This is a genomic window from Promicromonospora sp. MEB111 (assembly GCF_030209445.1).
GTDB lineage: Bacteria > Actinomycetota > Actinomycetes > Actinomycetales > Cellulomonadaceae > Promicromonospora.
Genome location: NZ_JARVSD010000010.1, coordinates 182,495 through 203,204 on the forward strand (window position 1 = coordinate 182,495; position 20,710 = coordinate 203,204).

Annotated in this window: 21 protein-coding genes, 1 tRNA gene and 1 pseudogene; 11 read left to right on the forward strand and 12 right to left on the reverse strand. The window is 72.5% G+C overall.

The genetic code is table 11. The annotated features are described in order from the left end of the window. The first annotated feature begins 88 nt into the window (after positions 1-88). The 5 genes from QRN56_RS12635 (at position 89) to QRN56_RS12655 (ending at position 5,587) form a co-directional block, all read left to right on the forward strand. Positions 89-1,312, forward strand: a complete 1,224-nt coding sequence (locus QRN56_RS12635) for an FAD-dependent monooxygenase (RefSeq protein ID WP_285103697.1) — start codon at positions 89-91, stop codon at positions 1,310-1,312. A gap of 124 nt (positions 1,313-1,436) precedes the next feature. Continuing rightward, positions 1,437-2,126, forward strand: coding sequence for a FadR/GntR family transcriptional regulator (locus QRN56_RS12640; protein ID WP_285103699.1), 690 nt, complete (start codon positions 1,437-1,439; stop codon positions 2,124-2,126). Continuing rightward, positions 2,123-2,890 (forward strand): creatininase family protein, encoded by a 768-nt coding sequence (locus QRN56_RS12645; protein ID WP_285103701.1) that lies wholly within the window; start codon positions 2,123-2,125, stop codon positions 2,888-2,890. The genes QRN56_RS12640 and QRN56_RS12645 overlap by 4 nt, the downstream gene beginning before the upstream one ends. A 100-nt stretch (positions 2,891-2,990) precedes the next feature. Continuing rightward, positions 2,991-4,037, forward strand: coding sequence for a CE1 family esterase (locus QRN56_RS12650; protein ID WP_285103703.1), 1,047 nt, complete (start codon positions 2,991-2,993; stop codon positions 4,035-4,037). Further along, a complete protein-coding gene (locus QRN56_RS12655; protein ID WP_285103705.1) occupies positions 4,034-5,587 on the forward strand; it encodes an AbgT family transporter in 1,554 nt (517 codons plus the stop codon). Before QRN56_RS12650 ends, QRN56_RS12655 begins: the two co-directional genes overlap by 4 nt. Positions 5,588-5,759: 172 nt before the next feature. On the opposite strand, the gene QRN56_RS12660 is transcribed toward QRN56_RS12655, so the two are convergent. Next, positions 5,760-6,956: a sialidase family protein gene (locus tag QRN56_RS12660; RefSeq protein WP_285103706.1), complete on the reverse strand. Its 1,197-nt coding sequence runs from the start codon at positions 6,954-6,956 to the stop codon at positions 5,760-5,762. A 94-nt stretch (positions 6,957-7,050) separates the two neighbouring features. Continuing rightward, a complete protein-coding gene (locus QRN56_RS12665; protein WP_285103708.1) occupies positions 7,051-7,506 on the reverse strand; it encodes a GNAT family N-acetyltransferase in 456 nt (151 codons plus the stop codon). A 53-nt stretch (positions 7,507-7,559) separates the two neighbouring features. Between QRN56_RS12665 and QRN56_RS12670 the strand changes: the two genes are divergently transcribed. Continuing rightward, entirely contained in the window at positions 7,560-8,564 is a 1,005-nt protein-coding gene (locus QRN56_RS12670) for a GlxA family transcriptional regulator (RefSeq protein WP_285103710.1), read from the forward strand. Between the two features lie 151 nt (positions 8,565-8,715). Then, a complete protein-coding gene (gap, locus tag QRN56_RS12675; RefSeq protein WP_285103712.1) occupies positions 8,716-9,714 on the forward strand; it encodes a type I glyceraldehyde-3-phosphate dehydrogenase in 999 nt (332 codons plus the stop codon). A 118-nt stretch (positions 9,715-9,832) separates the two neighbouring features. Here the strand turns inward: gap and QRN56_RS12680 are convergent, their stop codons facing one another. Beyond that, a complete protein-coding gene (locus QRN56_RS12680) occupies positions 9,833-10,270 on the reverse strand; it encodes a protein-tyrosine phosphatase family protein (protein ID WP_285103714.1) in 438 nt (145 codons plus the stop codon). An 83-nt stretch (positions 10,271-10,353) separates the two neighbouring features. Here QRN56_RS12680 and QRN56_RS12685 point away from each other — a divergent pair, with 83 nt between their 5' ends. After that, positions 10,354-10,935, forward strand: a complete 582-nt coding sequence (locus tag QRN56_RS12685; RefSeq protein WP_285103716.1) for a dihydrofolate reductase family protein — start codon at positions 10,354-10,356, stop codon at positions 10,933-10,935. 25 nt (positions 10,936-10,960) lie between these two features. Then, the gene (locus QRN56_RS12690; protein WP_285103718.1) at positions 10,961-11,515 is read left to right on the forward strand and encodes a hypothetical protein; all 555 of its coding nucleotides are present in this window, start codon (positions 10,961-10,963) and stop codon (positions 11,513-11,515) included. 87 nt (positions 11,516-11,602) lie between these two features. Here the strand turns inward: QRN56_RS12690 and QRN56_RS12695 are convergent, their stop codons facing one another. The 3 genes from QRN56_RS12695 to QRN56_RS12705 form a co-directional block, all read right to left on the reverse strand. Further along, the gene (locus tag QRN56_RS12695) at positions 11,603-13,216 is read right to left on the reverse strand and encodes a beta-1,3-glucanase family protein (RefSeq protein WP_285103720.1); all 1,614 of its coding nucleotides are present in this window, start codon (positions 13,214-13,216) and stop codon (positions 11,603-11,605) included. A gap of 180 nt (positions 13,217-13,396) precedes the next feature. Further along, positions 13,397-13,654: a hypothetical protein gene (locus QRN56_RS12700; protein ID WP_285103722.1), complete on the reverse strand. Its 258-nt coding sequence runs from the start codon at positions 13,652-13,654 to the stop codon at positions 13,397-13,399. Positions 13,655-13,884: 230 nt separating this feature from the next. Continuing rightward, positions 13,885-14,841, reverse strand: a complete 957-nt coding sequence (locus tag QRN56_RS12705; RefSeq protein ID WP_285103723.1) for a polysaccharide lyase family protein — start codon at positions 14,839-14,841, stop codon at positions 13,885-13,887. A 529-nt stretch (positions 14,842-15,370) separates the two neighbouring features. Between QRN56_RS12705 and QRN56_RS12710 the strand changes: the two genes are divergently transcribed. Continuing rightward, on the forward strand, positions 15,371-15,928 hold the full coding sequence (locus QRN56_RS12710) for a hypothetical protein (protein ID WP_285103725.1): 558 nt from the start codon (positions 15,371-15,373) through the stop codon (positions 15,926-15,928). A 36-nt stretch (positions 15,929-15,964) separates the two neighbouring features. Then, positions 15,965-16,138 (forward strand): annotated as a pseudogene (locus QRN56_RS27630) (tyrosine-type recombinase/integrase); the annotation flags it as partial. A gap of 240 nt (positions 16,139-16,378) precedes the next feature. Here the strand turns inward: QRN56_RS27630 and QRN56_RS12715 are convergent. From QRN56_RS12715 to QRN56_RS12740, 6 genes are all read right to left on the reverse strand, one after another. Then, positions 16,379-16,450, reverse strand: a tRNA-Val gene (locus tag QRN56_RS12715). 93 nt (positions 16,451-16,543) lie between these two features. Continuing rightward, the gene (locus QRN56_RS12720; protein WP_285103727.1) at positions 16,544-17,392 is read right to left on the reverse strand and encodes an aminotransferase class IV; all 849 of its coding nucleotides are present in this window, start codon (positions 17,390-17,392) and stop codon (positions 16,544-16,546) included. Between the two features lie 13 nt (positions 17,393-17,405). Then, positions 17,406-17,996, reverse strand: coding sequence for a dihydrofolate reductase family protein (locus QRN56_RS12725; RefSeq protein WP_285103729.1), 591 nt, complete (start codon positions 17,994-17,996; stop codon positions 17,406-17,408). A 60-nt stretch (positions 17,997-18,056) separates the two neighbouring features. Beyond that, a complete protein-coding gene (locus QRN56_RS12730) occupies positions 18,057-18,443 on the reverse strand; it encodes a VOC family protein (RefSeq protein WP_285103731.1) in 387 nt (128 codons plus the stop codon). After that, entirely contained in the window at positions 18,440-19,303 is an 864-nt protein-coding gene (locus QRN56_RS12735) for a helix-turn-helix domain-containing protein (protein ID WP_285103732.1), read from the reverse strand. The genes QRN56_RS12730 and QRN56_RS12735 overlap by 4 nt, the downstream gene beginning before the upstream one ends. An 82-nt stretch (positions 19,304-19,385) precedes the next feature. Further along, on the reverse strand, positions 19,386-20,465 hold the full coding sequence (locus QRN56_RS12740; RefSeq protein ID WP_285103735.1) for a chorismate-binding protein: 1,080 nt from the start codon (positions 20,463-20,465) through the stop codon (positions 19,386-19,388). Between the last annotated feature and the right edge of the window lie 245 nt (positions 20,466-20,710).

Consider the following 20,710-nt stretch of genomic DNA (forward strand, 5'->3'; position numbering starts at 1 on the left):
CCTTTACCCAGCATAGGGCGGTTCGTACGGTGTACGAAGCGCCTCACCGAGATGCCTCGGCGAGGAACCTTCGAACCAGGGAGCAGCCATGACCCACGTACTCATCTCCGGTGCCAGCGTCGCCGGCCCGGCCCTCGCGTTCTGGCTCCGCCGGTACGGCTTCGACGTCACGGTGGTCGAGCGGTCGGCCGGGCCCCGGCCGGGCGGTCAGGGCATCGACGTGCGCGGCGCCGCGCGGACGGTGCTGGACCGGATGGGCCTCACCGAGCAGGTCCGGGCCGTCCACACGGGCGTGCGCGGGATCGCCTACCTCGACGCCGCGGGGCGGCGCACCATGGAGCTGCCGGCCGAGATGTTCGGCCACTCGGGCGGCGTCATCGCCGACATCGAGATCCTGCGCGGCGACCTCATGCGGATCATCATGGACGCCGCGGACGGTGTCGAGTACCTGTTCGACGACAGCATCACGGCGCTCGACCAGCGCACCGACGGCGTCGACGTCGCCTTCGAGCGCTCCGCCCCGCGCCGGTTCGACCTCGTGGTGGGCGCGGACGGCGTCTTCTCCACCACGCGGCGCCTGGCCTTCGACGGCGCCTGGCGCGCCGTCGACTCCGGCTACCACCGCGCCGTCTTCACGGCCGAGCCGGCGGGCAGCGCCGACACCTGGGGCCTCGACGGCTGGGAGCTGCTGTACTCGATGCCGGCCGGCAACGGCGTGGGCGGGCGCAACGTGCTGCTGTACCCGGCACACGGCGGCGCGCGCGGCATGGTCCACTTCGCCGGGGACCCCGTGGAGTACGACCGGCGCGACATCGCCGGGCAGAAGCGGCTGGTCGCCGGGGTGCTGGCCGGCGAGGGCTGGGAGGTGCCGCGCCTCCTGGAGGCGATGGAGCGCGCCGACGACTTCTACTTCGACCGGCACGTGAGGATCGAGATGCCGACGTGGCACCGGGGCCGGGTCGCCCTCCTGGGCGACGCCTGCACCGCCGGGTCCGTCGGGATGGGCACCTCGCTGGCGCTCGTGGGCGCGTACGTGCTGGCGGGCGAGCTCGCGCGGGCCGGAGGCGACCCCGCGACGGCCTTCGCCGCCTACGAGACGACGGTGCGGCCCTACGCCGCCGTCAACATGAAGCAGCTCCCGGGCGGCGCACGCGGCTTCCTGCCGCCCTCACGGTTCGAGATCCGCGCCCGCACCGCGGTGATGGGCGCCCTGCTGAAGACCCCCCTCGCGGGAATGATGATGGGCGGCATCGACAAGGCGGTCGACCAGATCGACCTGCCGGACTACGCGGCCCTGACGGTCGGTCGCTGACCAGGGTTCAGCAGGCTGTCCGCGACCGCGTCCACGCCCGTGGCGGTCGCCGATGGCCTGCTGAACCCCGGTCAGCACGGAACGGGGCTTGACCCCACGGGTGGTCAAGTGATTTAGTCACTTTATGACTCAAGGTAGAGCCTCGTTCTCGGAGCAGCTGGCGGACGACATCGTCGAGCTGATCCGCTCCGAGAGCCTCGGACCCGGCGACGTGCTGGAGTCCTCCCGCGACCTGGCCAAGCGGTTCGCCGTCACCACCCCGACCGTCCGGGAGGCCCTGCGGCGGCTGGAGGCCACCGGCGTGGTCGAGCTGCGGCACGGCTCCGGCACGTACATCGGCCCGGGCATCGAGCGGTCGGTGCTGGCCAACCCGCACCGGCCGCACATCACGCGCTCCTCGGTGATCGAGCTGGTCCAGGCCCGCCTCGTCATCGAGCCCGGGATCGCGGCGCTCGCCGCGAGCGCCCGGGACGCCGCCGGCCTGCAGCGGCTGGAGGCCGCGACGGCGACGGCGCTGCAGCCGCCGGTGCACGGGTTCCGGCCGGCCCTGAACTTCCACGTGGAGCTGGCGGCGGCGTCGGGCAACGGGCTGCTGCGCGAGACGGTGGAGGCGCTGCTGCACGTGCGGGCCTCGGAGCAGACGGAGATCCGGTTCCGGTACGACGACCGGCAGCGGGACCACGCGGAGCACCTGGAGATCCTGGCCGCGGTCCGCGACGGTGACGGGGCGGCCGCCGAGCGGCTGACCCGGGCGCACCTGACCACGATCCGGGAGTCGCTGGAGGCGGCGGACTTCGGGGAGGCGGCACCGTGAGCGCCCCGTTCCGCCTCGCGGAGATGACGACGGCGGAGGCGGCGGACGCCGTCGCGCGCGGCACCGTGGTGCTGATCCCGGCCGGGGCGCTGGAGCAGCACGGTCCGGGCATGGCGCTCGGGACCGACCTGGTGCGCGCCGAGGCCGTGGTGGCGCAGGTCGCCGCGAACCTGGCCGGCCGCGTGGTGGTGGGGCCGTCGATCCCGGTGGGGGTCTCGCCGCACCACATGGCGTTCGCGGGCACGGTGACGCTGACCACCACGACGTTCGCCGCCGTGGTGCGGGAGTACGTCGGCAGCCTGCACCGGCACGGCTGGACGCGGTTCCTGGTGGTCACCGGGCACGGCGGCAACAACGCGACGCTGACGACGGTGGCGCAGGACCTCCTCGTCTCCCACCCGGGGGTCCAGCTCGCCTGGTCGCCCCTGACGTCGCTCGCGGGCGACGCGGTGGCCGCGATGGAGCCGAGCGCCGTGCACGGCCACTCCGGCGAGGCCGAGACCGCGCAGATGCTGCACCTCGCACCGCACCTGGTGCACACCGACCGGCTCGAGCCGGGCACCACCACCCCGGACCAGCTCGACGACGTCTCCCGCACGGCGCGCCGCCATGCGCAGCCCGCCCTGACCCTGCCGTACGACCGGCTCAGTCCCAACGGCGTGCTCGGCGACCCGCGCCGGGCCACCGCCGAGGACGGCGCCGCGATCGTCAAGGCGATCGTCGCCCGCATCACGACCTTCGTGGAGGAGTGGCCGCCCGCGTAGCGCCGGCCCGCCTCCCCAGCACCCCCTCGGTACGCACCTGGACCGCCAGGTGTCCGCTCCGCCGTGCCCGCACACGGGCCGGCGCCCAGAAAGGACTCGCATGTCAACGACGACAGCATCACCCCGCCCCGCACCGCAGGGCCGACGGCGGCCCGGCCGGCGCGCGGCGCTCCTGACCGCCCTGGCGCTCGCTGTGGCCGGCCTGGCCGGGCCGGTCGGCGCCACGACGGCGTCCGCCACGCCCGCGCTCCGGTCCGCCGGCTGCGGCACCGATCCCGGCCAGACGCCGGGCACGAGCGTGCCGCGCACCCTGACCAGCGACGGCCGCGAGCGCACCGTGCAGCTCCACCTGCCGGACGGCTACCGCAGCGACCGGGCGTGGCCCGTGGTGCTGGTGTTCCACGGCCGCGGCAACACGGGGGCGGGCACGGAGGCGTTCTCCGGGCTGGACGCGCTGCCCGCGATCGTCGCGTACGGCAACGGCGTGGTCGGTACGGGCGACGGCGACCGGCAGGCCTGGGAGGGCGCGCCCTACGCGGCCCCCGGCGTCGACGACGTGGCCTACACGAACGACCTGCTGGACACCCTGGAGCGGGACCTGTGCGTGGACCCGCGGCGCGTGTACGCGACCGGCAAGTCCAACGGGGCGGGCTTCACGGGCATCCTCGCGTGCGAGCTGTCGGACCGGATCGCGGCGGTCGCGCCGGTGGCCGCGGCCTTCTACGGCACGGGCCACCCGGACTGCGACCCGGTGCGGCCGGTGCCGGTGATCGACTTCCACGGCACGGACGACGTGACCATCCCGTACGCGGGCGACGCCGACCGCGGCCTCCCCGCGATCCAGGACTGGGTGGGCGGCTGGGTGGAGCGCAACGGCTGCGACACGGGGCCGGACGTCGAGCAGACGGCGTTCGACGTGACCACCACCCGGTGGACGGGCTGTGACCGGGGCGCCGAGGTGACGCACGTGGCGGTGCTCGGCGGCGGCCACACCTGGCCGGGGGAGGACAGCTACTCCGGCGGCGGCTACGCGACGCACAGCATCGAGGCCCACGAGGTCATGTGGGAGTTCCTGCGCGACGAGCGGCTGCCGGTGCGGTTCCTCACGGGGCACGGCACCCACGCGGAGCAGGGAGCGGCGTCATGACCGCGACCTCGAAGCAGGCCGCTCCCGGGACCGAGCCGGACCGCCTGCCCCGCGTGCTGCGGGCGCTCGCCGTCGTCGAGCGCCTGGGCAACGCCCTGCCGCACCCGTTCTGGCTGTTCTGGATCCTCGCGGCGATCCTGGGCGTGACGAGCGCCGGGCTGGCCGCGGCGGGCGTGTCCGTGGTGTCGCCCGCCGACGGCGAGACCGTGGTGGTGCAGAACCTGCTCAGCGGCGCCGGTCTGGCCATGGCCGTCTCCACGGCCGTCGACAACTTCGCGACGTTCGGCCCGATGGGCACGATCGTGGCGGTCATCATGGGCGTCGCGATCGCGGAGCGGACCGGCTTCCTGTCGGCGGCGATGAAGGTCTCCGTCTCGCGGGTGCCCGTCTCCTGGGTCGTGTTCGCGGTGGCCTTCGCGGGCACCGTCTCGCACGTCGCGAGCGCCGCCGCGTACATCATCCTGGTGCCGCTGGGCGGGCTCGCGTTCCGGGCGGTGGGCAAGTCGCCGATCCTCGGTGTCGTCGTGGCCTACACCTCCATCGCCTCGGGGTACGACGCGAGCCCGGTACCGACGCCGAACGACGCGATCTTCGCCGGCATCACCACGGAGGCGGCGCGGATCATCGACCCGAACGCGTACGTGTCGCCGGTGAGCAACTGGTTCTTCAACATCGCCTCGTCGCTGCTGCTGGCGATCGTGATCACCCTGGTCACGAACCTGGTCCTGGCCAAGCGGCCGGATCTCGGCGCCGACCCGGACGCGGAGATCGACGACGTCGAGGGCCTGGAGCTCTCGCCGCGGGACCGGTCCGCGCTGCGTGCCGCGCTGCTGTCGGGCCTGGGCGCGATCCTGGTCATCGTCGCGGTGGTGCTGCCGTCGTCGTCCCCGTTGCGCGGGGAGGACGGGAGCCTGACGGAGTCGCCGTTCCTGGACGGGATCGCGGCGATCGTCGCGGTGCTGTTCGCGCTCGTCGGCGTCGTGTACGGGTGGCGGTCCGGGGCGATCACGAAGGCGGGGGACGTGCCGCGGCTGATGGCCGAGGGCGTGCGCCAGATGGCGCCGGTCCTGGTGCTGTTCTTCGCGATCGCCCAGTTCCTGGCCTACTTCGACTGGACGCACATCGGCGACGTCATCGCGGTGAACTCGGCCGAGGCGCTGGAGACCAGCGGTGTGCCGATCTGGGTGGTGTTCCTGGCGATCCTCGCGCTGCTGTCCGTGGTGAACGTGCTGGTGACCAGCGGCTCGGCGATGTGGGCCATCGCGGCGCCCGTCGTCGTGCCCATGCTGATGCTGCTGGACGTGCCCGCCGAGACCACGCAGGCGCTGTTCCGCATCGCCGACTCGGGGTCCACGGCGATCACGCCGATGAGCCCGTACTTCATCATGGCGCTCGGGTTCCTGCAGCGGTACCGCAAGGACGCCGGCATCGGCACGCTGGCCTCGTACACGCTGCCGCTCGCGGTCTGCATGACGCTCGCCTGGACCGCGCTGTTCTTCGCCTGGTGGGCGCTGGGCATCCCGCTCGGCCCGGGGGCGCCGGTGCGCTGACGCACACCCGCCCCGTCGCGGCCCCGCCGTCGCCCCGCCACCGGGTGCGACGGCGGGGCCGCGGTGATGATGTGCGGTGATGAACGCGATCCTGCCGCTGCCCGCCGGCATCGTCCTGCATCTACCTCGGCCGGTCCCGCCGGATCGGTCCGGCCGGATCGGTCCGGCAGGCTCAGTCCGGCAGGGCGGCGACCGCGAAGTACGTGGTGCAGCTCCCGCCCTCCGACTCGTAGCCCGTGGACAGCTCCAGCAGTTCGCCCCGCTCCGGCAGGGCCAGCAGCGTGGGGCTGTAGTTGGGGCAGTAGTTGTTCCACGGGTCGAGGATGCTCACGGGCGCCCCGGCCGTGGTCCAGGGGTCCTCCGGCACGCCCTCGTTGGTCATGATCGTGGACCCGCTGCCGGGCAGCACGCCGCCGTCGGCCCCGTAGAGCATCTGCCCGACGCCGAGGAGCCGCCCGTCGCGCGTGCCGTCGTCGTACCAGCTGATGTTCGGGGTGTGCCGGAAGTGGGTGCCGTCCGCCGTCGCGACGGGGCTGCCGATCTCGGTGACGGGCTGCCAGGCGATCCCGTCGGCCGAGCGGCGGGTGTAGTGGCGGCAGTCCTGCACCGGGCCGCAGACCTCGTAGCTCATGAGGTAGGCGCCGTCCGGCAGCCGGCGCACCACCGGCATCCCCGGGCGCAGGCCGGGGTCGGCCAGCGCGATGACGTTCTCCAGGGGCGACCACGTCACGCCGTCGGGCGACGTGGCCTGCACGATCGTCTGGCTGTGCGTGGGCTGCTGGTTCTCGTCGGAGACGTACAGCACCAGCTCGCCGTCGGGGGAGACGGCGAACTCCGGCTCCCACAGCCCCTTGACGCCCGACGCCGTGGCCGCCGTGGACACGTGCTCCCACGTGCGGCCCTGGTCCCGGCTGGCCCACACCGGCAGCGTCATCCGGCGCGTGGCCTCGTCCTGCTGCTGGCCCACCGATGCCGACCACAGCAGGGTGCCCTTCGGCAGGTCGCCGACCTTGCGCGGCAGCTCGAACAGCGTGGAGCAGCACAGCCCCTGCGCCGCTCCCGGGTCGGACACCGTGCCGACGCGCTCGAAGCTGCGGCCGTCGTCCGTGTTGGTGAAGATCGCGCCGTGACCCGTGTCGCCGTCGAACGTGACCGTGCTGACCACGATCGTGCCGTTCGCCCGGCCCGAGTGCTCCAGCCGGATGGCGCGCGGGTAGAGGGAGGTGCCCTCCATCAGCCGGGTCCCGTTCACCGCCCCGCCCGGTGGCGGCTCCGCCCCGCCCGCGCCGACCGCTGTCGCCGGGGCGACGGCGGTGGTCAGCGTGAGCGCGGCGAGCGCGAGCACCGTGAACGAACGTCGCAGGACCATGGTGGGCTCCTCTTCGATCGACTCTGATCTCGGACAGCGGGTGACCGGCGTCGACCGCCGACCGCCGTCACCGTAGTGACCGATCGCTCGTGAGTCAACGTTGCATCAGCGTGGTCCGCGTCGAGAACCCCAGCCGCTCGTAGAAGGGCATCACGGCCTCGCGCGAGTCCAGCGTGAGCTTGCGGACGCCCAGGTCGTCGGCGGCGGCGCAGAGGGACTCGACCAGCCGCCGGCCGATGCCGCGCCCCTGGTGCTCGGGGACCACGAAGACGCTCTGCACGTCCCCGTTCCTGCGGACGGTGTCGCCCGGGTTGGGCACGCGCTCGAACACCGCCAGCCACGCCATGCCGACCAGGTCGCCGTCCAGGTCCGCGACCTGGCACACCGACCGATCGCCCTGCGCCCGCATCCACCCCTCCAGCGCGGCAGCGAACTCCTGGGCCTCGCCCTCGCCCGGCGTGCGGCCCGGCTGGGCCCAGCGCCAGCGCAGCGCGGACAGGGCAGGGGCGTCGGCGAGGGTCGCGGTTCTGATCACGAGGTGTGACGGCACCGCCCCATGCTGGCACGGGGACTTCCGTGCGGGCGCCGCCTAGGATCCGTGGGGTGAGTGCCGCGCGCCGCAGGAACCACCAGATCGCCGTCCTCGTGCTGGAGGGTGCCAAGCCGCTCGACGTCGGCATCCCGGCGCAGGTGTTCTCCAACCGGCCGAGCATGCCGTACGAGGTGCGGGTGTGCGGCGCCGCGCCCGGCCTGGTGACCGGCGGCGACGGCCTCTCGTACCACGTGGCTGAGGGGCTGGACGCGCTGGAGCGCGCCGACACGGTCTTCGTCCCCGGGTACCGGACGCCGGCCGCCGCCGACCCGCCGGCCGTCGTCGTCGACGCGCTGAAGGCCGCCCACGCGCGCGGGACGCGGCTCGCGGCCATCTCGACCGGGGCGTTCGCCCTGGCGGCGACCGGACTGCTCGACGGCAAGCGCGCCACGACGCACTGGCACTACACGAGGGCGCTGCGCGAGCGGTACCCGCTCGTGCGGGTGGACGAGAACGTGCTGTTCGTGGACGAGGGCGGCGTGCTCACCTCGGCGGGCGCGGCGTCCGGCATCGACCTGTGCCTGCACCTGGTGCGGCGCGACCATGGCGTCGGCCTGTCCAACCACGTGGCCCGGCGCCTGGTCGCCGCGCCGTACCGCAGCGGGGGACAGGCGCAGTACGTGCCCCGCAGCGTGCCCGAGCCGCTCGGCGACCTGTTCGCCGACACGCGCGAGTGGGCCCTGGAGCACCTCGCCGAGCAGCTCACCCTGGAGGCGCTGGCCCGCAACGCGCGGGTCTCGGCGCGGACTTTCTCGCGGCGGTTCGTGCAGGACACCGGGTACACGCCGATGCAGTGGGTGCTGCGGGCGCGGGTGGACCTGGCGCGCGAGCTGCTGGAACGCAGCGACCTGAGCGTCGAGCAGGTCGCGCACCGGGTCGGGCTCGGCACCGCGGCGAACCTGCGCCTGCACTTCCACCGCATCCTGGGCACGTCGCCGACGGAGTACCGCAGCACGTTCTCGGCGGGGGCCGAGAGCGGCCTCGAGCCCGGCTTCGACGGCGCCCTCGGGGAGTAGCCCGGGCCGTTCCGGCGTCCGCGCAGGGGGCTGGCGAGTTCCTTGCGATCGCTGGCGAAGTGTCTGGCGGGATTCTTGCGTGCAGTGGCCTTCCAGCCTCTTTCGGCCGGCGCCGCGCGAGCGCAGCATGGTCGCTGACGAAAGGAAACCGATGACCCGCATCGCCATCAACGGCTTCGGCCGGATCGGACGCAACACCCTGCGCGCGCTGCTCGAGCGCGACAGCACACTCGAGGTGGTCGCGATCAACGACCTCACGGCCCCGGACGCCCTCGCCCAGCTGCTCAAGTTCGACAGCGCGCTCGGCCGACTGGGCCGTCCGGTCGAGGTCGACGGCGACGAGCTCGTCGTCGACGGCCACCGCATCAAGGTGCTCGCCGAGCGCGAGCCCGGCAAGCTGCCGTGGGCGGAGCTCGCCGTGGACCTCGTGCTGGAGTCCACCGGCCGTTTCACCTCCGCCGACGCAGCCCGCGCGCACCTCGATGCCGGTGCCCGGAAGGTGCTGGTCAGTGCCCCCTCGGCCGGCGCGGACGTGACGCTCGCCTACGGCGTGAACACCGACGCGTACGACCCCGCAGAGCACGTGATCGTCTCGAACGCGTCGTGCACCACGAACGCGCTGGCCCCGCTGGCCTCCGTGCTGGACGACCTGGCCGGCATCGAGCACGGGTTCATGACCACCGTGCATGCCTACACCCAGGAACAGAACCTGCAGGACGGGCCGCACCGCGATCCGCGCCGGGCCCGCGCCGCCGGCGTCAACATCGTGCCGACCACGACGGGCGCCGCCAAGGCGATCGGCCTGGTGCTGCCCAACCTGAACGGCAAGCTGTCGGGCGACTCGATCCGCGTGCCGGTGCCGGTCGGCTCCATCGTGGAGCTGAACACCACGGTGGCGCGCGAGGTCACCCGCGAGGAGGTGCTGGCGGCGTACCGCACCGCGGCGGACGGCGCCCTCAACGGCATCCTCGACTACTCCGACGAGCCGCTGGTCTCCAGCGACATCACCGGCGAGGCGGCCTCGGCGATCTTCGACGCCGCGCTGGTCCGGGTGGACGGCAAACACGTCAAGGTCGTGGCCTGGTACGACAACGAGTGGGGCTTCTCCAACCGCGTGATCGACACGCTGGAGCTGCTCGCACGCGACTGAGCGGTTGAGCAGCCCCGGTCGTGCGACAGCGACCGGGTGACCCCGAGGCGGTCCTGGCCGGCGGAGACGCCGGGCAGGGGCCGCCTTTGTCGTGCCCGGCAGTGCTTTCGCGGGCCGTTCATGCCCGGGCGTCCGCGGCGACCTCCGCGATCCAGCGCCGCTGCCGCCGGGTCTCGACCGCGCGCGGGTGGTAGTGCTCGCGCACCCACGCCACGGCCTCGTCGGGGGCCACACCGCTCATGATCGCCAGGACCGCCATGGCCGTGCCGGTCCTGCCGATCCCGCCGCCGCAGGCGATCTCGACCCGCTCGGCCTCCGCCCGCGCATGAGCCTCCCGCAGCGCGGCCAGCGCCTCCTCGGTCGAGTCGGGCAGGCGGAAGTCACGCCAGCGCACCCAGCGGTACTCCCGGTCCGGCACCTGCGGGTCCCGGCCCCGCAGGTAGACCGCGAAGTCCGGGACGGGAACCTCGCCGCGCGGGCGGCGCAGCCCCGTGCCCCGCACCCGCCGCCTGTCGGGCAGCTCCACGACGCCGTCGGCCATGTCCCAGTGATCCATCGCTCCAGCCTAGGGAGCCGGCCGCCGATGAGTAATGGGGCTTTCCGCAGTCGGACGGTGATGGGAACCGGAAGGAGCTCGCGATGAGCAAGGTGATCACGCACATGACGATGTCCCTGGACGGCTTCATCGCCGACCCGGACGACCGCATCGACGACATCTTCGACTGGTACGCCGTCGGCCCGGTCGAGGTGCCGAGCGCCAACGAGGGCGTCTCGCTCCGGGTCGACGAGGCCAGCGCCGTGATGCTGCGCGACCTGTTCGAGGGCACGGGCGCCCTCGTGGCCGGCCGGCGCCTGTTCGACATCACCGACGGCTGGGGCGACAACCACCCCGTGGGCGCCCCCGTCGTCGTGGTCACGCACCACGTCCCCGAGGACGCGCACCGGTGGCCACGGACCACGTTCGTCGGCGACGTCGCCGAGGCCGTCGCGCGCGCCCGCGAGATCGCCGGCGACCAGGACGTCACGATCGCGAGCGCGAACGTGGCCCAGCAGGCGCTCGCGCTCGGCCTCGTGGACGACGTGTGCGTCAGCCTCGCGCCGGTGCTGCTCGGCGCGGGCATCCCGTACTTCGCCGACCTGGGCCGGCACCTGCTTCTGGAGGACCCGGAGGTGGTCCAGGGCCAGCGCGCCCTGCACCTGCGGTACGCGGTGCGCCGCTGAGCGGCGTCGTGCCAGGATGGGTGGCGTGGCGACGAGCTCCCGCATCCAGGCCGTCGAGCGCGCGACCGGCAGAAGCTGGGCCGACTGGCTCGACCTCCTGACGCGCGTCGGCGCGCCGGACCTGACCCATCACGAGATCGCCACGGCGGTGCTCCTGGATCTGGACGGCACGATCGAGAACCCCGCCTGGTGGGCGCAGTCGGTCACCGTCGCCTACGAGCAGCACATCGGACGGCGCATCCCCGGCCAGCGGCCGGACGGCACCTTCCAGACGAGCGTCAGCCGGTCGACGACGCTCGGCATGGAGCCCCTCATGAGCGCCTGGACCGGCTACGCCGCGGCGAACGAGGCCGTGCGGGCTCTCGTCGCCGCCGACCCGCGGGTCAGCGGCACCCAGAACCGCATCACCTGGCGGGCCACGGGGAACGACGGCGAGTCCGTGGTGGTCATCAGCGAGCCCAAGAAGAACGGCTCCGCATCCCTGGTGGTGCAGCACCTGGGCTCGCCCACCCCGGAGCGCAACGACGAGGTCAGGGACCGCTGGCGGGCGATCGTCGCCGACTTCGCGGACGGGCTCTGAGCCCCGGCCTCCTCCGCTGACAGGACGGCCCCCGGCCGGCATGACGCCGGCCGGGGGCCGTTCACCGCGGTGCCCGACGGCGCGGGCTCAGAAGGTCCAGCGCTGCGCGGCCGTGCCGGAGCAGGTGCGGATCTCCAGGCGCTGGCCGTCGTGCAGGGGCGTGCCCCCGACCGCCGTCAGGCACTTGCCCGACTGCGGGTTGACCAGGGCCTGGTCGCCGGACCGGTAGGACCAGCTCTGCGCGCCGGTGCCGTTGCACTCCCAGAGCTGCACGACGGCGCCGTCCGCCGAGCTCCCGGACGCCACGTCCATGCACCGGCCCAGCGCGCCGATGGTCGAGCCGGACCGGGTCCAGGTCTGGGCGGTGTTGCCGGTGCAGTTGACGATCTGCAGCGGGTTGCCGTTGAACGAGTCGGCCCACGGGACGTCCACGCACATGCCGTTGGACGCGTGCACCGCGCCCGTGCCGGACGGGAGCGGCCCGCTGCCGCCGTCGCCCCCGCCGCCGTCCGACCCGGCGATCGGCGTCGCGGCGCCCTGGAACGGGTCGAGCTGGATGTAGGCGGCCGACGGGTTGCCGTCGTGCACCAGGGACTCCTGCGCCAGGACGTCGTCGAACGCGAAGCCGTACGCCTTGCCGTTGGCCATCTGCTGGTGGATGAACTTGGAGTAGTAGTCGGTCACGGAGGCCTCGTAGAACCCCGACGTGCTGGTGCCCGGCTGGGTGGTGCGGGTCAGCAGGGTGGAGCGGTGGAAGCCCGCGCACAGGGTGCGCGCGATGGCGCCGATGTCGTTGTTGGGCGCGGCCAGGTCGTTGTAGCAGCCGAACACCGAGTCGCTCGACGGCTTGCGGAACTCGGTCACGTACGCGCCCGAGGCGTTGGTGAAGCGCATGACGCCGTTCTGCACCCGGCCGGTGAACACCGCGGCGGGGTCGTAGGAGTAGGGCGCGACGGTGAGGTTCTCGTTCGTGTACTTGGCCCACACCTGGTCCACGTAGGACGACAGGATGTTCGCGTCGATCTGCCCGGTCCCGATCGCGTGCCCGGGCGCGAGGATGCGCAGCAGCGACCCGTCCGGGGCGCGCTGGGCCAGGTTGGACCAGCCGGGGGTGGCGGCGAGAGCGTTGACGACGTTCTGGTAGCCGTCGGGCTTGAGCATGCCCGTGCTGATCACGCTGCCGTCCGCCTTGCGCAGGCCGGTCTGGTACGGGGCGGAGAGGAAGTCGACCTGGGTGCTGTTGATCCACAGGCCCGAGTCGTTGAGCGTGAACTCCGTCCAGCTGAACAGCTTGTTGCGGTTCGGGTCGCTCGGGTTCTGCACCGCGGGCTGGACGAGGCGCCCGTCGTTGACGACCTTGAAGCTGAGCTTGCTCCCGTACGAGAAGTAGACCCGGCCCGACATCTTGGGCAGCTGGATGGTCTTCGACTGCCCGTCGGCCGGCCCGGCGATCGAGGCGTCGGGTGCGTCCACGGGGGTGCCGCCCACCGTGGGCCAGGCGTGGAACGCGCCCGCGGCGTCGGCCCAGCCGAGCCGCCCGGTGCCCGGGTCGCCCAGGACGTAGACGAACACCTGGTCACCGCGTCCGGAGTCGTTGGTGATGGTCAGGGGGATGGTGGCAGGGACGGCCGCCGCCGGGGTGGGCTGCGCGACGACGAGCGTGGCCGCCGTGACCGCGAGCGCGCCGAACGCGGCGAGCACACTGCGGAGCGGGTGGAGTCTGAGCCTTCGTGCACGTGACGGGGTTCGTGACATGGGGAGATCTCCTCGTGTATCCGGGTAGCACGCCGTTGTACCTGCTGGACTGTCAGGGAATCGGATATTAGTGAGGAACCCTGCCAATGTCACGAGTCGGGCAGAACTTTCTCCCGCGGGAGGCGGTCACGGGCGCCGGTCCAGGATCGCCTGGGTGGCGTTGTCGAGGTTCTCGACGAGCTTGTGCACCCCGTCCAGCAGTGCGGCGAGGCCGATCAGGAGGGCCGCGACGCCGATGATCACGGCCACGGTTCCCACGGCGCCGACGCCGACGGTGAGGAGGATCGTCCCGATGATCAGCCCGGCCAGCCCCAGGGTGATCGGGCCGGCGGACCTGTTGGCCGCGGTGGGGGAGTTCCGCACGTTCTCGGTTGCATCAGTCATGCCGCACATGGTCCTGGCCCGACGGAAACCGTGACCAGGAAACCCGGGGGTGAAAGTCCCTCGCTGATGGACGTTCAGCAGGCCGTTGAGGGCCGCAAGCCGGTGCGGGACGGTCGTTCCTGGCCTGGTGAACGTGAGTCAGCAGTGGACGAGGCAACGCGAAAGGCCCCCCGGCTCAGCGTTTCCGCCGGCCGGAGGGCCCCCGTTGTCATCGCAGACGGATCAGGGGATCAGTCGCGGTAGTACGGCTGCACCTCCGCCTTGCTGGCGCCGATCCTCACGTTCCGGTAGTCGGCCCGGAACGTCGCGCCCGGCTGGTAGTCCTTGTACATGCCGTACTTGATCCGGAACATGTCGTCGTAGGTGTCGTTCTCGCACGCGGAATTCGGGCCGTAGCCGAAGTAGTCCTCCTGCTCGAGGATCTTCGTCTCGACGGTGGTCGCTCCGACCTTCCTGTGCCAGACCTCGATCAGCCCCTTGGGGCCGCCGGCGGTGTAGGGCTCGACGTGGTACTTGATCACGAAGGAGTGCCACTCGTCGGTGCCGATGCTCTTGGTCGCCATTGCCGTGTTGTAGTCCACGCCGGGCTCGTCGCCCCGGCGCGTGAACTGGAGGTTGTGCCCGTTGCCGGCGCCGGACTGGATGCGTATGCCGCCAATCGGGTTCGCGGCGCACTGCCAGAGCTGCATCACGTACGCCCCGCTGCCGGTCACGCTGTCGACGCCCGCGGGGATGCGGATGTCGAACCCGACCCACACGTTGGTGTGGAACGGCAGAGTTCTCCCCGGCGTCGCCAGCTCCGTGCGGTCCCGGAGCCTGTTGCCGTTGGCGTCCACCCAGGTGTTCGCCTCGGGGTCGTCGAGGATGGCGCCCGGATACCTGAAGTCATGCTCCGTGCGGAACGTCAGCGCCGGTGCTTCCGCGGTTCCCGTGATGGTGGGTTCCTGGCCCGCTCCCTGACACCTGCCCTCGTACGTGCGTCCGTTCTCCACGAGGTTGCCGCCGTCGCCGATCGTCGGACCGCACAGAGTGGGGTTCTGGATCGTCCAGGGCCTGCCCACGATACCCATCGCGTAGCTGGGGACCTCGTCTACCGCGCTTTCTGCCGCGCTGGCGGGTTGCGTGGTCGTCACTGCGGCGATTCCCAGCGAGGCGGTCAGGGTCGCCGCCATGGCGAGAGCCGTCATTCTTCGAGCGAGCCGACTTGGGGTCGAGATCTGCATCTATGTCATCCCTTGCTTGGAGGGGAAGTGCTCCGTGCACCCGAACGTAACGGCGTCAGGGCCCGTCCTCAACGAAAGATGCAGAGGTTTCGACAGCGCCAGCACGGCGCTCATCCCGGCGGCTGCCCACGCCGTCACGCAGCCGCGCGTCACTGCCGGGTGCGGGCAACGCGAAAAGCCCTCCTGCTCAGCGTTTCCGCTGGCCGGATGGCCTTTCTGCACGGTGGGCGATACTGGGATCGAACCAGTGGCTCTTCGGTGTGAAGGAATCCTGGGCTGCCACGGCGGGTCGTCAAGCGTTGAGAAACCGTCCCAGCTAGTCCAGCGGAGTCCGGCCGAGGCCCACCCCGTAGTCCCCCAGTTGGTCCCCCGGGCGGGTGGGCAGCGAAAGCCAGCGAGCAACCCGGGTGAGCAAGATGGCTTGGGCTGGCCGATTCCATGCTTTACCAGCCGGTGGGTAGGGTGCGCGGGACAAGTTCACGAGGGAGAAACCATGGGCTTCACCGGGCACTATGTCTTCGGTCGCAGCGACCGCCCCCTGCGCGAAGCTCCCGTCTTCGACCGGGGGTCGCCGGCCTCGCCCGATGACATCCACGAGTGCTGGCCACGCGCCGGAGGTTGGCAGACATTGCAGCTGACGAACGGCCTGTGGCAGTGGCGCCACTTGGACCGGCTCGTCGAATGGTCCGGCGCGTCGGCGTGCGTTGCCTACATCTACGACAGTGACGTCGCCATGGTGGACGGGCTTGATCAGGATGGCAGGCGGTGGGAGGCCCATCTCAACGCGGAGATTGCCGCTGAGTATGACGAGGTGGACCCACAGCGATGGCTCGCCGACTACCAGGCGACCATTCCCAGCAGGGCCGAGGCAGCTATCGCCTGGGCTCGTTCAGCAGGCTTCGGATGCGATGCACAAGACCAGATCGAGCAGCTCATGCGTTCGGAAGAGACGTTCGCGGAGGATCTGTTCGTCCAGCTTCTTGACGCTCTCAACTTTCCCGCTGCAGTCGACCCGGAGCCTGCCGATGGCGCGGGATCGCTACGCCAATAGCGTCGTCAGCATGGCTGGGGGCTCGACGCCGCGAACGTGAGGAGGTCTGTCCGCCCCGCGCTCCGACTGGTCCCGGGCATCGACCCGGAGGAGTGGGCGCCCCGCGAACTCCGGCACTCGTTCACGTCGATCATGTCGCAGGAGCGAGTTCCCGTGGAAGAGATTGCTCGGCTGCTCGGGCACTCGGGAACCGCCGTCACGGAGAGGGTGTACCGCCACGAGCTGCGTCCCGTGATCGAGACCGGTGCAACGGTCATGGATCAGGTGTTCGCCGTGGCCGACGTGGGGCCTGACTGGCACATGGCTCCGCTGTTCGATGTCGCCACGGCGGAAGGTCGCGGAACCGCTTAGTCCCTCAGTTGGTCCCCCGGGGGCGACCCTGGCGACACATCTAGGTAAACCGAAAGTCCCCTGACCAGCGTTTCTGCTGGTCAGGGGACTTTCTCACGGTGGGCGATACTGGGATCGAACCAGTGACCTCTTCGGTGTGAACGAAGCGCGCTACCCCTGCGCCAATCGCCCGTGCTGCCTGCCCGTTGGGGCGTGCGTGGACGATATTAGCCTGGTTCGAGCGCGGATGCGAAATCCGAATCGCCGGGCGGAGCGAGAACCGGGTCAGGGGTCGGTTCGCTCGCGCATGTTCCGCTCGAACAGGTCGCGTGCGGCCGCCGAGAGCTCGCCGATCTGCAGGTCCACGCCGTCGAGCCAGACCGTCGGCTGGACGTTGCGCACGGACCCCGTGAGCAGCATCCGGGCCTCGCCGGCGGACACGCGGTCGAGCACCGAGAACGGCAGCTCGCCCTCCTTGGCCTCGCGCACGGGCAGCCCGGCCTCGGCGCCCCACTCGAGCAGCAGCTCGCGCGTGATGCCGGCCAGGCAGCCCACGCTGAGCGGGGGAGTGACGAGCTCGCCGTCGATCTCCAGGAACACGTTCGAGCCCGTGCCCTCGCACAGGTCGCCTGCGGTGTTCGCGAAGACCGACTCGTCGGCGCCCTTGCCGATCGCGTCGGCCAGGGCCACGACGTTCTCGGCGTACGACGTCGTCTTCAGACCCGCGACGGCGCTGTTCTCGTTGCGGGTCCAGGGGGAGCGGGCGGCCCGTCCGGTGGGCACGACGACGGCCTCTGTCGCCGCCACGACCACCGTCTGCGGCCCGTCCGTGCGGCCGGAGCCGAGCGGCCCGATGCCGTCGGTCACCGTGATGCGCAGTCGGCCGGCGTCCGGCGAGGCGGCGAGGACCGCGTCCACGCCGTCGCGCACCGTGCGCAGGTCCAGGGGCGCCATGCCCATGCCGGACGCCGACCGCTCCAGGCGCGCCAGGTGGCGCGTCAGCGCGAACGCCTGCCCGTTCAGGACGGCGCAGGTCTCGAAGACGCCGTCGCCGACCGTGATGCCGTGGTCCACCGCGCTGAGCGCGGCCTCGCCGGGCGCGACCATGCGCCCCTGTGTCCAGATGACCGTCATGCCGCCCAGTGTGTCACCGGCGCAGGGTCACGTGGGTCACCTCCGGTGTGTGCCGCACGCTCGTGGACGAGAACTCGATGGGCGGCACGCCGTCGAACACGCGCGTGCCCGAGCCCAGCGTGAACGGGACCACGTGCAGGCGCAGCTCGTCGACGTGCCCGGCGGCGAGGTACTCGTTGAGCGTGGTGGCCCCGCCGGTGATGGAGATGTCGCCGTCGCCGGCCGCCTCCCGGGCCTGGGCGAGCGCGCTCTCCGGGCCGTCGGTGACGAAGTGGAACGTGGTGCCGCCCTCCATCTCCACCGACTCGCGCGGGTGGTGGGTGAGCACGTAGACGGGCCCGTGGTACGGCGGGTTGTCGCCCCACCAGCCCTTCCAGTCCAGGTCCCACGCGCCGCGGCCGGGCGAGAACATGTTGCGCCCCATGATGTACGCGCCCGCGCCGACGATGGCGTCCACCTCGGCCTTGTGCGCGTCGCCGTACTCGAACATCCAGGTGTGCAGGCGTTCGCCCGCCAGCGGGCCGAACGGGTGCTCCAGGCTCTGGTCGTGGCCCGCGGAGTAGCCGTCGAGCGAGACTGCCAGGTCTGCTTTCACGATTCCCATGCCCGTGAGACGACGGCGGCCGCCGGAACTCATCGGTGGCCCTCGCCGTCGGAAGGGGACTCAGCCCTCGCCCCGGTAGCTCCCGAAGCTCCACAGGTTGCCCTCCGGGTCGCGCACCACGCAGGACCGGCCGCCGTAGTCCTGGTCGGCAGGCTCGCGGAGGCTGGAACCCCCGGCCGCGAGGGCGGCCGTGTAGGTGCCGTCGACGTCGTCGGTCACCGCGTAGGCCGAGCCGGTCCCGGCCTGGTCGGGCCACTGCGGTCGTGGCTGGTGCGTGCCGAGCATGACGCCGCCGCCCTCCGGCCAGGCGAGCTCGGCGTGCTGGACGACGGCGGGGTCGGCATCGTCGCGATAGACGGCGCGCTCCGTGAAGCCGACGGCCTTCAGCCAGGCCAGGCCCGCGTCGGCGTCGCGGTAGGACAGGGTCACCCACAGTCCGGTGCTCATCGTGATCCTCCTTGTTCGGGTGTCTCCCACGATGCCCGGGGCGGATCGGCGACGTCTTGAACGAACGGGAACTCCTCGCGCAGCCAGGTGCTCGGTGTGCATCCGCCGAGCGCCACCCACTCCCGGGTCATGTGGGCGTGGTCGGCGTACCCGGCCCATGCGGCGACGTCGGCCAGGCCCGCACGTCCCGACCGGGCGGCCACGACGAGCGCGCGGCGCGACCGGGCGAGGCGGGCCACGCGCCGCAGGTCGCGCGGCGTGAGCCCGCACTCGGCGCGGACGAGGTCCTGCAGGCGACGACGGCTCCAGCCCTGCTCGGCCGCGACCTCGCGCACCTGGCCGCCGCGCGCGATGCCGGCCAGCGCCCGCCCGACGTCGGCCCGCGGACGCGGCTCGCCGGCCCGCGCGAGGTGCTCGACCAGGGCGCGCACGACCGTCGCGCCGTCCGGGGATCCGCCGTCGGAGGCCGCGGCGAGCAGCTCCGGCAGGTGCGCGAGGTGGGGCGCGACCTCGGGCAGGCTCGTCAGCTCGCCCGCGAGCTCACCCGGGGGCACGCCGAGCAGCACCCGGGCGCCGCGCAGCGTGAGGGACACGCTGAGACCGCGCTGCCGGCCGCCGTGGTGGATGGCGGCGGGCCGGGTGTGCAGCCCGGACACGCACGACCAGGCCTGCCGCCGGGTGCCGTCCGACCCGGCCCACGAGACGTCGAGCGGATCGCCGAGCGGCAGCTCGAACGTCACCCCGGTGCCGGGCATGCCCCGGTGCACGCCGGGGGCTCCCAGGTCGAGGTCGTACGGGACGACGGCGGAGACGTAGGGAGCGAGGACCTCCGGAACCCCGGAGCCCGGGACGTGCGCCACGCCTCCACGGTAGTCCGGGCCTCCGACACCCGGCCGGTCGACGGCGCCGGCGCCGGGCCGCCGCGCGGTCGGCACAGCGCCGTCAGGACGACGCCAGCGCGACCAGCCGCTCCGCCTTGAGCTCTGTCTCGTGCCACTCCGCCGTCGGGTCGGAGCCCCACGTGATCCCGGCGCCCGTGCCGAACCGGAGCACGCCGTCGGCCCACCAGAAGGTCCGGATCCCGACGGCGAGCGAGGCCCGGCCGCCGTCGACCCAGCCCACGGCCCCGCAGTACGGGCCGCGCGGGGCGGGCTCCAGCTCACGGATGATCCGCAGCGCGCTGGACTTCGGGGCGCCCGACACCGAGCCGGGCGGGAAGGTGCCGGCCAACAGCCTGCGCCACAGCTCGCCGGGGCGGACGACGTCGTCGGCCAGGACGCCGCGCACCCGCGAGACCAGGTGCACGAGGCCGGGGTGCGCCTCCACGGCGAGGAGCGACGTGACCTCGACCGTGCCCGGGCGGCAGACGGTCTGCAGGTCGTTGCGCACCAGGTCGGTGATCATCACGTTCTCGGCGCGGTCCTTGTCCGTCAGGCCGTCAGGTGTGCGGGCAGTGCCCTTGATCGGGCCGGACTCCACGACGGGCCCGTCCGGCCCGTCGGCCAGCGACAGGTACAGCTCGGGCGACGCGCTCACCACCCACACCGGGTCCAGCCCGCTCGCGGCGGGCACGTGCACGGCGGCCGCGTGCGGGGCCGGGTTGCCCGCGGCGAGGCGGGCGGCGAGCGCCCGCGCGTCGGGCTCGGCGCTCGCGGTGCTCCCGCCGACGCCGCCGGGCAGGGGAGCGGACAGCACCCGGCAGATGTTGGCCTGGTACACCTCGCCCTCGCGCACGTACTCGCGCACCCGGGCGACGGCGGCCTCGTAGGCGGCCTGGTCCATCGAGGTGGTCCACGTGTCGGACGCCGGTCCGTGCCAGGCCGCGGTCGCCGCACCCCGGGGTGCGGTCCCGGCGTCGTGCACCTGGGCGAAGCGCCATGCGCGCGCCCGGCCCTCGAAGTCGGCGACGACGAACCAGGTGCCGGTCTCGAGCCGTTCCGGGTGTTCGAGCACGTCCACGCACTCGACGGCGTCGGTGGCGACGCGTCCGGCGAAGCTCGCCCAGCCGGTGGTGCCCGTCACGTCGTCGGGGGCCGCTGGGGCGCCGGGGCGGGACGGAACCGGTGGGATCGTGCGGTTTGCGGGCGGATGGGCCGGGCGGGGTGACACGGGACAACCGTACGGGCGGCGCGTGCGATTGGACGGTTCGCCCTCCGTTCGATTAATGTTCAGAACGCCGGAACACCGGGGGAAACCCCAGGATGCCCGGCTTCGCGGATGTAGCTCAGTGGTAGAGCATCACCTTGCCAAGGTGAGGGTCGCGGGTT